This window comes from Thiospirochaeta perfilievii (assembly GCF_008329945.1).
GTDB lineage: Bacteria > Spirochaetota > Spirochaetia > DSM-2461 > DSM-2461 > Thiospirochaeta > Thiospirochaeta perfilievii.
Map to the genome: position 1 here is coordinate 1,324,883 of NZ_CP035807.1, position 15,319 is coordinate 1,340,201.

The window sequence follows — 15,319 nt, forward strand, 5'->3', positions numbered from 1 at the left end:
GCTTATATAATTTTTAGTTGTGAATATAATAAATATTTTTAAGTTAATAAACATTATTCTAATAGTAACTTTTTGTTTTATAGTTTTACTAGATTTATCTAAACCCCCTGAAGTAACCTTTTCATGGTTAATTATTATCCTTGTATTTCAGTTTGTTGGAATAATTTTATATATTCTAACGGGAATAAACTACAAAGCTAGAAAAATTGTATCATATTTACCAGAAGAAATTTATAAATCCGAACTTTTAGATATAATATCCCAACAGAAAAAAATATATAAAAACATCCAAACAAAGGATGAGGAATCCAACGATATGGCAAAAGCTATGTCACTTCTGCTAAACTGTTCGAACTCCATTGTAACGCTAAATAATACTGTATGGTTATATGACTCTGGAGTAAAACTATACGATGATATTTTATATGACCTAAAACATGCTAAAAGTTCCATACATATGGAGTATTTTATATGGAAATCAGATCTTTTAGGATACAAAATTCTAGATATATTAGTTGAACGAGCATCTAAGGGTGTAGAAGTTAGACTTATATTTGATGGTGTAGGTTCATTTAGACGAATATCTATAAAGTATAAACGAATTCTAAAGAGAGCAGGAATAGAGTTTTACTATTTTTTAGATCCTTTAGCAGCCCCATTAAAATTTTTAAAGTTTAACTATTGTAACCACAGAAAGATTGTTGTTATTGATGGTCACATAGGTTACACAGGCGGGTTTAATATAGGTGATGAGTATATTACAGGGGGTAAACACTTTAATAACTGGCAGGATAGTCATGTAAAACTACGGGGTGATTCTGTAAGAATGTTACAAGCACTATTTCTAACAGATTGGATGAATTCCTCTAAAGAGAGATTATCTGATAGAAAGTACTTCCCTTTAAGCCCAGCTACTGATGGACTACCTGTGCAGATCGCAGTTAGTGGTCCTGATTCAAAGTGGAGTAGTATTCACCAGTTATACTTCTCTATGATTACAAATGCTAACAACAAAATTTATATTCAAAGCCCATATTTTATACCAGATAGATCTATTATTAAGGCTTTGGAAACTGCTGCATTAAGTGGAGTTGAGGTTCATTTAATGATGACAGGAAACCCAGATAAGAGACTCCCATTTTGGACTGCACAGACTTACTTTGAATCACTTTTAAGTGCTGGAGTTAAAATTTATCTATATAAAAAGGGTTTTTTACACTCTAAGGTTATTATTATGGATGAGCTAATATCAACTGTAGGTAGTTGTAATATGGATATACGAAGCTTTCATATCAATTATGAAGTTAACGCTGTTATGTATGATAAATCTATTAGTAAAAAACTAACTCAATCTTTTTTAGATAATATAGAAGATTGTATAAGAGTAAAAAAAGGTACATATAAAGATAGAAAATTTCTCTACAAAGTTAGGGACTCATTATGTCGTTTAATGGCCCCATTAATGTAGAGAAATATATTACTCTACTATATTTCCATTATTATCTATCTTCTTACCAAAGAATTTAACAAACAGAGTAATTGATATTAGACCTAGTATTAAGGATATCCAAGGAGATAAACCAAAACCTGCTGGTATAAAACCAAAAATTATCGCAAATACTGCTGCTGTTATAGCATAAGGCATCTGAGTTCTAACATGGTCAATATGGTCTGAACCAGAAGCAGAGGATGATAAAATAGTTGTATCAGAAATTGGAGAACAGTGGTCACCAAAAACAGCTCCTGTTAAAACACTACCCATACACGCTAACATTAAAGGTGTTACTGCTCCAGTTGCATTAGAAACCTGTGCAGCTATAGGAATTACAATTGGCATTAAAATACCATTAGTACCCCAGGAAGAACCTATGGCAAATGCCATAAACATAGATGCAGCAAAAACAATTAAGGGAAGGAAACCCTCATTTAAACTATCCTTAGCAATCTCCCCAAGCCATACATCTAAGCCCATCTCGGAAATTACGCCCTTTAGAGCAAAGGCTAAAGTTAGAATAATTACCGCTGTGAACATAGATTTAGCTCCAGAGACCCATGAATCCATAGCTCCAGAGAGGTTAAATCTCTTCTTTATTACACCTATAGAACCTGCAACAATAGATCCAATAAATGCAGCCCATGTTAATACAACTGATGCATCAGAGTTTCCAATACTATCCTTAAAGTTTTTTCCTTCCTCATATCCGTTATACCAAAGACCAAAAACAGTAACTAATAAAAAAATAGTTATTGGAATGATAACATCCCATATAGAACCATCTACACCATCATCCGGTAGTAAGTTCTTATCTTCAGCAATTAACGGATTAGCACCATCGGCATAAACTTTCCCTGTTTTTCTAGCTCTAATCTCAGCCTTCAACATAGTCGAATAATCTTTTCTCTGAATTATAAGGTTAAATAGTAATACTAGAGCAAATAGGGAGTAGAATCTATACGGAATAGTCTGGAAGAATACTGTCATTGCATCTCCAGAGAGACCAACATCAGCTAAACCTGCAGCAATTAATCCTAGCTCCATTGCTATCCAAGTTGATATTGGGGCCATAGATGACACAGGGGCAGCAGAAGAGTCAACAATATATGCTAGCTTCTCCCTTGAAATATTTTGTGCATCTGTAATTGGTCTCATAGTATTACCAACAACTATTGAGTTTGCATAGTCGTCAAAAAATATAGCTATACCCATTAATGCGGTTGCTAACTGAGTAGATCTAACATCTGTAGCTTTTTTAGCAATTGCTGTAGCTATCGCCTTTGTTCCACCCATTTTTCCAATAACACCAATCATACCACCTACTGCAAGTAAGAAAACTATAATCCCAATATTCCAAGAGTCTGCTAAGGATTTTTCTACAATATAAACTGAAAATGTATCTAAAAGACCCTTTAATGGGTTCCATCCAGCAATTATTGTAGCTCCAGTAAAAACCCCAACTAGAAGGGATAAAATAACCTGTCTTTTCCATAATGCAAAACCTATTGCTATTATAGGTGGCAGCAGTGCTAACCATTCATAATCCATCTTTTTCTCCAAAAAAAATAATATTTTCAAAACAATTTAAAATTTGCTATATAATACAAAGTATAGGCTGAATATTCTGATAAATTTCTACTATATATATCAAAAAATGTGTAGGCATAAAATATATCATATTAATACAATGTTGTAAATTTTCTTGTGACAGTTGATTATTCATGTTAAATAAACTTATAATACAAGTATGATAGTAAATGAATTAGCAAAGTTTATAGGTGGACAGGTATTAACTGGAGATGGAGAACATAGGGTAAAAACCGCATTTGCCTCGGATCTTATGAGTGATGTATTAACCATGGATGAAGAGGATTTAGTATTAATTACCGGTTTATGTACTCAACAAGTTATCCGTACAGCCGAGATGTCAGACATTGAGACAGTAATTTTTGCTAGGGGAAAAAGTGTGACCCAGGATATAATTGATCTTGCAGTTGAACATGAGATCACTCTAATTTCAAGTGACCTCTCGGTTTTTAAACTGTGTGGATTACTATATGGTAAACTAGAATCAGTTTACTAATTTAATATAAGTGATAATTTTATAGGATTGTGATCTGAGAATTTAAATCCTAGATCTTCTGTTTTTATACTTTTTATCCCAATATTAGGAGATAGAAGGAATCCATCAATAACACACTCAAAATTCTCTCCCTTTACATATGGGGTTTTTAAAGATCTACTTGATGGAGTCTTTCTATCAACAGCCCAATTCCAGCCTTTCATTTTCCACTCTTTAGGTAAACCCTGATTATAAATACTAGGACCCTCTTCCGATTTGAAAGTTTCACCATCTGTACCAGGCATATAGCTGTTCCAGTCTCCTCCAATAACTACATAGTTTCCTTTATCATACTCTGTTTCTGCAAAACTCTTTATAAATTCAAGTTGCATTTTTTTAATAAACCCTCCCTGATCATAGGCTGAATTATGGGTATTTATTAAAACTATAGAGTTTTTATCCCCTCTATTAATGCGACTTACTATCATGCATCTATCTAAAAAAAGTGTACTTCTAGGCCAAGAGTACCCCCCAGGAAGTGAAAGCCGACTTGATTCATCCATTCTGTATTTAGAAAACATAACAAGACCAGCCTCAACCCTTCCATAGGATTCTTTAAAAAGAGCTGGTGGAGGAATATACCCTACCTTATAATTGGTTCCAAATACACTTCCATAGTCTGGTAATATATTAGATATAATATCTAATTGATTATCATAATATGAACGCTTACTATCTATATCAACTTCTTGGAAAAAGAGTATATCAGCTTCACTATCCTTAATAGTATCCAATATTCCATTCATATAACCTCTATACTCAGATTCTGGGGTTATTATAGTTTCACCACCATCAAAAAAGAAGTCTGTCCCCTGGCCTAATGCTCCATATCCAATATTCCAATTAAAGATAGTTATTTCATCTGGTAACTGGGTATTACGATTATTTTCCACAGTTAGTTTTTCTACATCATTTGGCTTATAATCTGTAATAGTTAACCAAGTTAAGAGACCTACAGTTAAAAGAACTACAAAACCAATCAAAGCTAATGCTACTTTTATTCCGATTTTCATAGAATTTATTCCTCCATATACTGTTTATAAGAGTAAAACAAACTCCAACATTATTAACAGTACACAATATAATAAACCAGGTATACTAAATCGGCAATAAATATATTTACTCTTTATCAATCTTATCCTTAGAAATATCCGTAATGGATCTGTCTGCGGCTCTAAAAAAGGATAAAAAATCATCTACATATTTCTCATCTCTATCATCAAACATTGTATAGATATCCTTAAAAAGGTTTTCATATATATATTGTTGATAGTTATTATACACCACCTCTCCAAGCTCTGTTACCAGGACTAATATCTCCTTATTATTAGAAAGGAGTTTATACCTGCTAATATATTTTTTACTCTCAAGTTTTTTCATAGTCTTGGTAATTGCAGCTTTTGTTACTCCTAACTCCTTAGAAAGCTTGGTCATATTAGCATCCTTATGTCTTAGAATCTCTTCAATAACCTGTGCTTCGGAAAAGGATAAGGTGTGATCTTTATAAAAACATAACTGTTTTTTATGTATAGATGAGTATTTATTCATGACCTTTATAACAAGCTCACTAATCTCTTTATACTGTCTCATCCACTCCATTTAATTAATATTTCCAGATAACCACTTATACTGTTCATCTTCCTTCTCTTCCCTCTCTTTTGCATAGAGAGAAGTTTGATCTTGTCCAATAGTCCCAATTGAAAAATATTCACTTTCAGGGTGGGAAAAGTAGTACCCACATGTAGATGATACAGGTTTCATCATATAACTCTCAGTTAACTCAATATCATCTATTCCTAGAATCTCAAATATGAGTTTTTTCTCCCTGTGATCAGGACAACAACCATAACCCGGTGCTGGTCGTATAGTGTCATAACGCCCTTTAAGGAGATCTTTAATAGGTATATTTTCCTTTGGACTATAACCCCATGTCTGGGTTCTAACAACCCGATGTAGATACTCACTTAAAGCTTCAGCAAGCCTGTAGGATAGGGTTTTTATTAACATCAAATTGTAATCATCATCCCTATACTCATCTAAAATATCATCTAAACCAATGCCTGGAGTTCCAGCAAATAGACCTATATAGTCCTGTTTATCAATCTCATCTGTTAAAATATAGTCACTAAGACTAAGACAGTGACCGTTTCTATTTTTTTCTTGTTGTCTTAAAGTTGGATACTTTGCCACAGTTCCATCATTAAGGGTTATGTAGATAGTATTACCCTTAGTAACTGCTGGGAAAAAACCTACATAAGCTGATACAGAGAGTCGATGCAACATCTTATCCAGCATAGCTTTACCCTCTGCTAATAACTTTTTAGACTCTGGATTACTCTTTTTCATCCCCCAGGCATAATAGAAGAAGGTCCAATCTATAAAATCCACAAGGCTTTCTGGTTTTATATCCGTATAGTGCTTAACTCCTATATAAGATGGTTTTATAGGTGTATAATTGGGTTCTATTTTAAATTTTGCCCTGTTTGCCTCTTCTAGGGATAGGATTTCTCGTTTTTTATTTCTTATCTCCCGCTGTTCCCTTAAAACCTGATACTCTAAGGAGATTTTTTCCCCATAGGCACGACCAGTATCCTTGTTTAAAATGGAGTTTAAAACTCCTATAGTTCTAGATGCATCTGGAACATAGACTACAGGGTTAGTAGTAGCTGGTGCTATTTTAACAGCAGTATGAATCTTACTTGTTGTAGCTCCACCAATAAATACTGGAATCTTCATACCACTTTTTTCAAGTTCTGTAGCAACGTATACCATTTCATCTAATGATGGGGTAATTAGTCCACTTAAACCTATTAAATCAACATTTTCTTCTTTTGCTACATCTAATATTTTTTTACAGGGAACCATAACACCAAGATCAATAACCTCATAGTTATTACACTGTAAAACAACACCAACAATATTTTTCCCAATATCATGAACATCACCCTTAACTGTAGCCATTAAAACCTTGCCCTTAGAAGTAGATGTTCCAACTTTTTCAGCCTCAATAAATGGCATCAAGATGGCCACCGCCTGCTTCATAACCCTTGCGCTTTTAACTACCTGGGGCAGAAACATCTTCCCGGAACCAAAAAGATCCCCAACTCGATCCATTCCAGCCATTAAAGGTCCCTCTATAACATCGATGGCCTTATCCATCTTAAGCCGAACTTCTTCTACATCTGTATCAAGAAAGTTTGTAATTCCCTTTACTAGGGAGTGAATAAGTCTACTCTCAACTGGTTCTTCTCGCCAGGATAAATCCTCTACTACAGCCTTACCTGATGACTGGAAGTTTGCTGCAGCATCTATTAATCTATCTGTAGCCTCACTATTTCTATTTAAAACAACGTCTTCTACAAGGGTTAGAAGATGTTTAGGGATTTCATCATACACACCTAACTGTCCAGCGTTAACAATTCCCATATCCATTCCATTTTTTATGGCATGATATAAAAAGACAGTATGGATAGCCTCTCTAACTGGATTATTTCCTCTAAAGGAGAAGGATACATTACTAACTCCTCCACTAATTCGAGTATATGGGAGGCTCTTTTTTATTCTGCCTACTGCGTTAATAAAGTCTACTGCGTAGTTATTATGCTCTTCGATACCTGTGGCAATAGCTAATATATTTGGATCAAATATAATATCCTCTGGGGGGAAGTTTAGTTTCTCCCTTAAAAGGTTATAACTTCTAGTACATATCTCAACTTTTCTATCAGCTGTATCAGCTTGTCCAACCTCATCAAAGGCCATAACAATTGTAGCAGCACCGTAATTTCTTATTTTTTTTGCAAGTTCAAGGAATCTCTCTTCCCCTTCCTTTAAACTTATAGAGTTTACAATAGCCTTACCCTGGACACATTTAAGCCCCTGCTCTATAACTTCCCATTTAGATGAATCTATCATTAGTGGAACCCTTGAGATATCAGGTTCAGATGCGATAAGATTTAAAAAGATCTTCATCTCCTCCTTGGAGTCTAACATCGCTTCATCTAGATTTATATCAATTATATCAGCACCGTTTTCAACCTGACTTCTGGATATCTCAAGTGCCTCTTCATATTTTTTCTCTCTAATAAGCCGTGCGAATTTTCTAGAACCTGTTACATTATTCCGCTCCCCTACATTTTGAAATAGGGAATTTTCATTTAAAACTAAGGGTTCTAACCCTGTATAAAAACTATTATGAGGGTTCTCTTTAATAACTCTTGGTTTATATTTTTTTACGGATTTAGCTATTGCTTCAATATGTATAGGAGTAGTTCCACAACAACCTCCTACAATATTTACTAAGCCTTCCTTAGCAAAATCCTCTAAAATATTTGCCATAAATTCAGGACTTTGATCATACTCCCCAAACTCATTTGGTAGTCCTGCGTTAGGGTGGGTGGAAATTCCTGTCCAAGCTATGTTACTTACATCCTCTAGGTGAGGTTTTAGATCTTCGGCACCTAGGGCACAGTTAAAACCAACAGAAACAGGATTAATATGGGTGACTGAGTAGAAAAAAGCCTTTGCTGTTTGCCCGGATAGGGTTCTACCACTTGCATCTGTTATTGTTCCAGAGATCATAACAGGGATATCTTTTCCACACTCATCAAAATAAGAAGCTACAGCGTACATACAAGCCTTAGCATTTAATGTATCAAAAACTGTTTCAAGCAGGATTATATCAGCCCCTCCCTCAACAAGAGCCTTAACTGCAACAAAATAGTCATCCTTTAAGGTATCAAAATCCATGTTTCTATATCCTGGATTGTTTACATCAGGACTTAGGGATAAGGTTCTACTTGTAGGGCCTATAGAACCTGCTACAAATCGTGGTTTATCACTAAACTCGTTACAAACCTCTTTTGCAATTTTTGCTCCATTATAATTAAGCTCATATACTAAGTCCTGGGTTCCATAATCCTCCTGGGATACCTTAGTTGAGTTAAAAGTATTAGTAGAAACTATATCTGCACCTGCATTAAGGAAATCCCTATGGATCTCCTTAATAATATCTGGTTGGGTTAATATTAGAAGGTCATTATTCCCCTGTAACGGGCTTGGATGATTTTTAAATCTTTCCGATCTAAAATCATCTTCACTTAGCTTCCTCTCCTGGATCATAGTACCCATAGCACCATCTAAAATAAGGATTCTTTCCTTCATTAGTTTAATAAACTCTTCTTTATTCATATACTCTCCAGGTTATTCTTGTAGGGTTATTTTACATATTTTATTATAGCAAGTCAAAAGCTGTTCCACTTCCTGGAATAAATAGACGACTATAAATTTTACCTGCGTAGGCATCGGACATACCAGAAATATAATCACATATAACCCGCATACTATCACTTTTAGTCTCTTGGTTTTTATAAACAGTTACAAAGTCCTTAGGCATTAACATCTCTGGATCAGAAGAGAACGCTTCGAATAACTTTGTTACAACGTGTCTCCCCTTAAACTCAATGGTCTGCCCCGCCTGGGACTTTATTATATACATAGTAGTTATCTCTTTTAAAACATCAAGTAGCTTCTTTGCATTAGGAGTTAATGTTGCTTTATATGAGAAGATTGGGGATTCAAATCCAGGAACATCCTCAATATAAGAGGATATTATTAAAGCGTGCACAAGACCTCCAATTGCACTCTTTCTTAAGTGGTGGGCATTTATATCCCTACTAAACAGATCATTTTTAATATTGTCTAACCCCATCTTTTTCATCCAAGTAGTGTCAACCCTATCTTCAACGTCCTTCCAGACATCAGAATGTATCAATTTTAAGGCTACTCCATCCTCAAAGTCATGGACCGCGTAGGATATATCATCGGCTAACTCCATAATAGATGTATCTAAAGAGTGGTATATAGTTTTCCCAACCTTACTCTCTGTTGGGTGAATATAGGTAGTAAATAGATCAATATCACTTTTAGGTAGAGGGGAGAAGATCCAATCTGTAACATCTAATTCCGAGTCATGATAACATTTAGGGGGGTGAATTTTATTTGATGAATACCCCTTTGTATCTTTTTTTAATAACAAGGAGTAGTTTACAGGATACTTTATAACCCCTAATAGGGTTCTTCTTGTTAAGTTTAGTCCAAACCCTGGAGTGTGTGCTTCAAGTTTAGACAGAAGTCTTAACGTCTGACCATTACCTTCAAATCCACCCCACTCTTCCATCATTGTATTTAAAGCCAACTCTCCACCATGGCCAAAGGGAGGGTGTCCAATATCATGGGCTAAACTAATAGCCTCAATTAAATCAACTGGAGGTAAATATCTGTTTTTTCCCTCTAAGTGAGTTACAATTCCTTTACCAATTTGGGCAACTTCCATGGAGTGGGTTAACCTTGTCCTGTGGAAATCTCCATCAGAGACACCTAGAACCTGTGTTTTAGACTGGAGTCTTCTAAAAGCTGCAGAATGAATAATTCTTGCCCGATCTCGTTCGTAGGAGTCCCTATTATTTTCTGGTCTATCTACTAGACCTCCACTTCTTCTATCTTGCCAAAACTTTTTCATAAAATCCTTCCTTCTTTTAGATTAAGGTTTACTAGGAAAATTTGAAAGTTCCTTTTGATTTATTTTTGACTTTATATAGGTTCACGTCAGCTCTTTTTAGAGATGTTTCAAAATCCTCACCACTTGGAGATAGAATACCACCAGCACTTACACTGTATTTGAAACTTTTATCTTCCACACAGACCAAATTATTACTTATCTCATTCCATATGTTTTTCATAAGGATCTCTCCTCTTGTTATAGAACAACCAATAAGCATAATTATAAATTCGTCACCTCCTAGCCGGATAATGTAGTCTGTCTCTCTTACATATTTTTTTACTAATAGAGTAAAACGGATTAAAACCTCATCACCTGCAGCATGTCCATATATATCATTTATATCTTTAAAATCATCTAAATCACAAATAATAATTAAATAGTCATTACTTTCAAATTGTACATAACTTAAGATGTTTCTATTATTCACATTAGTTAAAGGGTCAATTACAGATTTATTGTAATAGTGATCAGCCCTTCGTTTCTCGCTAACAATACTGTTATTTTTATCTACATAATCACAAATAAAATATATGAAAATAAAAAGCAGATATATAAATAGACCAAGATGAATCATACTAGTATAAGGCTTGCCTATAAGACTAAAAACAAAGTATCTAATTCCAAAGAATGAAGTAGACACAATACCAATGGAGATAATATCAAATCTACTACTGTTACTATTTAAAATTTTTGGACTTAAAAGCACAAAAAATAAGAATACAAAATTTATAAAGTTGACAATTATCCTGCCCTGAGTAAAGCCATTATATGTTGATGGAAAAATTAAAAAAAACAGAGAAATAGAGGTAGATAGGAATATCAATACTCTATGTTTCTTTGAAATATAACCATTTATAGCATGCATAACAACCCCGTAATTGAGATAGAACCCAAGGATAAAACAGGAAATAAGTATTTTTCTGTAAAGTAAGCTAGATATCATTAATCTTTCTATGGATATAAAATCTAGGAAAAATATACCCCATAGAATAAATGCAATCCCTAAAAAGAAATGTTTTTTATCTGTTCCCTTGTTAATAAATCCTAGTGATATAAAAAGAACTCCAATAGTTACCGTTAACCCCATCATAAAAAAAATAATATTCTCATTAAGCAGTTTAATAAGCATAAATTTTTTAAGGTGTTTAGTTAAGTTAATAATATAAGGAGAATTTGCTAGAGATACTTCATCCATGGCATAGAGTTCAATTGTTATATTATGAGTCCCCTTATTTAGTGTATAAGGAATAGGGAAGATTCCTGACTCCTTCCAAATATTAGCCAAACCATGTTCAAGATCCCCCTTTTGAATTATATATTTTTTATCTATCCATACTCTAAAACCGTAATTGGGTTGTTGGGTTATTACTAAGTATCCATTAGAAATCTCCTTATCTACATAGAATTTGCTACTTATTCTATATAAGCCTTCACTATAGTTAGGACTCTTTTCAATATTCAAAACAAATGTATTAGTAATCTCTTCAGATGCTGTAAATCCTGGAGTTACTAACTGCCATGGGTCATTAATTACAATTGCATCTGATGGAATTGAAAAGACATATTCCACCCCTATAGATATTAAATATGATGCTAGTAAGATAGTAAATAATAGAAATACTCTTCTTATAACTGAAAACTTCATAAATTAATTATAGTCAATTTTAACAAGTTTATACAAAAGATTTCTTTTTTACGGTAGAGTATTATCTATGAATATAATTTTTGATCTAGGTGGGGTTGTTTTTAACTGGGACCCAAATAACTTAATAAAACGTCTAAATTTTGAAAAAGAAGAGGAAAAATTATTAAAACAATTTCTTTTTAATAGTGAGGATTGGATAAAACTAGATCAAGGTATTATCTATAGAGATGAAGTAGTAAAAAAATGCTCAATAATGTCGGGTCTAAGTGCTACTACAATTAATAGGGTTTTTGATGCCGTTCCAACTGAATTAACAGTAAAAAAAGAGATGGTTCAGTTAATACAGGAGTTAAAGAGCAAAAATTACAGCCTCTATGTCCTCTCTAATATGCATAAAGAGTTTGCTGAATACTTAATAAAAAACTACTCATTTTGGGATAATTTTACTCAAATAACATTTTCCTGTGATGTAAAAATGGTAAAACCTAATATAGATATCTATAAGAGCCTATTGGAAGTTAACAAAATAAATGCTTCTGACTCAATTTTTATTGATGATACGGTTGTTAATATTGAAGCGGCCAACTCTCTTGGTTTAGATGGAATACTTTTTTCATCTGTTGATCAGATTAGAGATGAGTTAAAAATAAGAGGAGTGAAGTAGTTCACCCCTCTATATAAATGCATGCATGCATGCATGCAACCACACTATTTATCGATCTCGTGTTGGATCATTTCCTCTGCTGTCTCCTCTTCAATATCATTTAAAGATTTTGGAAGAATCAGATTTAGAATAATACCAATAAATGCAGCAAGAGCAACTCCACCTAACTCAAAGGAGACACTCTCTGATATTGGCGCGATAATAGTTCCTCCACCAATACCAACAACAAGAATTACAGAACTAATAGTTAAGTTCCGCTTCTCTCCATAATTAACACCACTTTCAGATATAGTTCTAATACCTGCTGAAGCAATTATTCCAAACAACATAGCAGAAACTCCCCCCATAACAGGTGCTGGGATTGTTTGGATAAATGCCCCTACTGGTGGGATAAAAGATAAAAGAATAGCAACAACAGCAGCACCACCAGTTACCCAAACAGAATGAACTCCAGTAATAGCCATAACCCCAACATTCTCACCGTAAGTTGTATTTGGAGGTCCACCAAATAGAGCAGCAATAGATGTAGCAATACCGTCACCTGCTAAAGTTCTATGTATACCTGGATCTTTATAAAAATCCTTTTTACAAACCTTTCCTAATACCATAGTATCACCTAAGTGTTCAGCTATAGTTGCTAAAGCTACCAACATAAAAGTAATAATTGGAATTATTGCAAATTTAGGAAAAACAAACGTAGGAACTGAGAATGGTGCAGCGTTGGAGATAACTGTAAAATCAATTAAATGGTAAGCTGGAATAAAACTTCCCATAATAAAAGTAAAAAGATACCCACCAACAATACCAACTAAAATAGGTATAACGTTAAAGAAACCCTTTAATACAATGGATGAAATTACAGCGATAGCTAGTGTAACTCCAGCAATAGATAGGTGAACTAGACTATATCCGTCGGCACCACCTGAAGTATTCATGGCCATACCCATTGCAACTGGGGCTAAAGTTAGACCAATAACTATAATTATAGAACCTACAACAACAGGAGGTAGTAATCTATCAACCCATCCCTTACCAAATTGTCTAATAATAAGTGCTATTAATGTATAGAAGATACCTACACAAAAAGCAGCACCAAAAGCATATGCTACCCCAAATTTACCTGAAACAAGTATGATTGGAGCTATAAAAGCAAAGGATGATCCTAAATATGCAGGAACCCTTCCCTTGGTTATTAGGATATAGATTAATGTACCTATTCCAGATGTAAATAGTGCTGTAGTTGGACTTAGTCCAGTTAATGCAGGAACTAAAACTGTCGAACCAAACATAGCAAATACATGTTGGATACTAAGAGGTATCCACTTGCCTATAGGTGGGCGTTCATTAGTTCCAATAATTTTTTCACTCATTATTGCTCCTTAAAAATAAAATTTAATATATAATATTACTATATAGTAATTATTAAAAGGAGTATTTGAAATCTTATATGAGTTCATTAGAGATAATTTTAATTGGTATAATATTAGCACTAGATGCCTTTGCGGTATCAATATCCTGTGGTTTAAGTAAAAAAGAGGTTACTTTAAAAGAGAAATTAAAGGTTAGTTTTTTCTTTGGGGGCTTTCAAGCAATAATGCCTATTATTGGTTATTATGTAGGAAACATCCTACCTTTTAATATTGACTCCCTTGATCACTGGATAGCATTTAGTCTTCTAACTTTAATAGGAATACACATGATAAAAGAGTCCGTAGACTCAACAAAACAGTGTAAGATAAATATGTTTAGAACCAAAACACTACTTTTAGCAGCAATAGCAACTAGTATTGATGCTCTTGCTGCAGGGTTCTCAATATATCTTTTAGATGCAAATATAGAACTTCTTATAATATCTACAGGGTTAATAACCTTTGTTTTAAGTTATTTAGGAGTACAGTTAGGTAAAAGGTTAGGACATATATCAGGTATAAAGGTTGATCTATATAGTGGTGTAATTTTAATATTAATTGGTATAAAAATTGTTATTGAACACTCTTTTGGGTAAAAAAAAGATACCCACTTTGGGTATCTTTGAATATTGTCAGGAATACACTGGCTTAATGTATAACTTAATATCTCATATATTATTTTTTATGTCAATAATTAGGCAGTCCTAATTTAATAAGTCTTATATTTATAGGTATAAATAATTAAAGATTTCTATCTAGTTTGATCTAAGTCATTAAATAACATTTAGTACTATAAATATGTGTATACAAAACAATATTATCCCTTACTTTATTTTTTTTTTTAATGTATCTTAAAAATATGGGAAGTACAGAAAACACAGATCTTGTCGTTTCTACATTACGGCAAATAATAAGAGTTATTGATCTACAATCGAAAAAATTAGTGAAATCCTACGGTTTAACTGGTCCTCAGCTATTAGTGTTAAAAGAGATCAAGAAGAATAAAAACCAGCAAATCTCAGTAATTGCTAAAAATGTAAGCCTATCCCAGGCTACAGTTACAAGCATACTAGACAGATTAGAGCAACAGAATTTTGCTAAAAGAGTAAGATCCTTAGATGATAAAAGAAAGGTAAATATCGTTTTAACAGATAAGAGTTATGAAGTATTAAAAGAGAATCCATCATTACTACAAGAGGAGTTTACAAGTAAACTAGAACAACTTGAAGAGTGGGAAAGAAATATGATTCTATCAAATTTACAAAGATTAGCATCTATGATGAATGCAAACGAGATAAACTCGCCACCAGTACTAGTTAGTGGTTCAATAGATGCAACCTCTAATGTTGTAAATGCCTATCTAAAGGATTAAACCTATTTAGTCTATTAGTAATAAAATAGACTAATAATATAAAGATAGAATAG

12 protein-coding genes are annotated in these 15,319 nt (G+C 33.5%); 5 read left to right on the forward strand and 7 right to left on the reverse strand.

The window, feature by feature from the left end:
- The first annotated feature begins 19 nt into the window (after positions 1–19).
- Positions 20–1,468 (forward strand): cardiolipin synthase, encoded by a 1,449-nt coding sequence (gene cls / locus EW093_RS06035; protein ID WP_149567525.1) that lies wholly within the window; start codon positions 20–22, stop codon positions 1,466–1,468.
- Positions 1,469–1,477: 9 nt separating this feature from the next.
- Here the strand turns inward: cls and EW093_RS06040 are convergent, their stop codons facing one another.
- Complete coding sequence (locus EW093_RS06040; RefSeq protein WP_149567526.1) at positions 1,478–3,043, reverse strand: Na+/H+ antiporter NhaC family protein; 1,566 nt, start codon at positions 3,041–3,043, stop codon at positions 1,478–1,480.
- A gap of 199 nt (positions 3,044–3,242) precedes the next feature.
- On the opposite strand from EW093_RS06040, the gene EW093_RS06045 reads away from it, so the two are divergent.
- Positions 3,243–3,578 (forward strand): hypothetical protein, encoded by a 336-nt coding sequence (locus tag EW093_RS06045; protein WP_149567527.1) that lies wholly within the window; start codon positions 3,243–3,245, stop codon positions 3,576–3,578.
- Here the strand turns inward: EW093_RS06045 and EW093_RS06050 are convergent.
- From EW093_RS06050 to EW093_RS06070, 5 genes are all read right to left on the reverse strand, one after another.
- Positions 3,575–4,630: an endonuclease/exonuclease/phosphatase family protein gene (locus EW093_RS06050; protein ID WP_149567528.1), complete on the reverse strand. Its 1,056-nt coding sequence runs from the start codon at positions 4,628–4,630 to the stop codon at positions 3,575–3,577. The genes EW093_RS06045 and EW093_RS06050 overlap by 4 nt on opposite strands.
- Before the next feature lie 106 nt (positions 4,631–4,736).
- On the reverse strand, positions 4,737–5,216 hold the full coding sequence (locus tag EW093_RS06055; protein WP_149567529.1) for a MarR family winged helix-turn-helix transcriptional regulator: 480 nt from the start codon (positions 5,214–5,216) through the stop codon (positions 4,737–4,739).
- The gene (metH, locus tag EW093_RS06060; RefSeq protein ID WP_149567530.1) at positions 5,217–8,804 is read right to left on the reverse strand and encodes a methionine synthase; all 3,588 of its coding nucleotides are present in this window, start codon (positions 8,802–8,804) and stop codon (positions 5,217–5,219) included. It lies immediately after the preceding gene.
- Between the two features lie 43 nt (positions 8,805–8,847).
- Complete coding sequence (locus tag EW093_RS06065) at positions 8,848–10,134, reverse strand: anti-phage deoxyguanosine triphosphatase (protein ID WP_149567531.1); 1,287 nt, start codon at positions 10,132–10,134, stop codon at positions 8,848–8,850.
- Positions 10,135–10,165: 31 nt separating this feature from the next.
- Positions 10,166–11,821 (reverse strand): GGDEF domain-containing protein, encoded by a 1,656-nt coding sequence (locus EW093_RS06070; RefSeq protein ID WP_149567532.1) that lies wholly within the window; start codon positions 11,819–11,821, stop codon positions 10,166–10,168.
- A 67-nt stretch (positions 11,822–11,888) separates the two neighbouring features.
- Between EW093_RS06070 and EW093_RS06075 the strand changes: the two genes are divergently transcribed.
- Entirely contained in the window at positions 11,889–12,485 is a 597-nt protein-coding gene (locus EW093_RS06075) for an HAD family hydrolase (protein ID WP_149567533.1), read from the forward strand.
- Positions 12,486–12,529: 44 nt separating this feature from the next.
- On the opposite strand, the gene EW093_RS06080 is transcribed toward EW093_RS06075, so the two are convergent.
- The gene (locus tag EW093_RS06080; RefSeq protein WP_149567534.1) at positions 12,530–13,855 is read right to left on the reverse strand and encodes a uracil-xanthine permease family protein; all 1,326 of its coding nucleotides are present in this window, start codon (positions 13,853–13,855) and stop codon (positions 12,530–12,532) included.
- 77 nt (positions 13,856–13,932) lie between these two features.
- On the opposite strand from EW093_RS06080, the gene EW093_RS06085 reads away from it, so the two are divergent.
- Together EW093_RS06085 and EW093_RS06090 are read left to right on the forward strand one after the other, a co-directional pair.
- Positions 13,933–14,490: a manganese efflux pump MntP gene (locus tag EW093_RS06085; RefSeq protein WP_149567535.1), complete on the forward strand. Its 558-nt coding sequence runs from the start codon at positions 13,933–13,935 to the stop codon at positions 14,488–14,490.
- Between the two features lie 263 nt (positions 14,491–14,753).
- Positions 14,754–15,266: a MarR family winged helix-turn-helix transcriptional regulator gene (locus EW093_RS06090; RefSeq protein ID WP_149567536.1), complete on the forward strand. Its 513-nt coding sequence runs from the start codon at positions 14,754–14,756 to the stop codon at positions 15,264–15,266.
- The last annotated feature ends 53 nt before the right edge of the window (positions 15,267–15,319 follow it).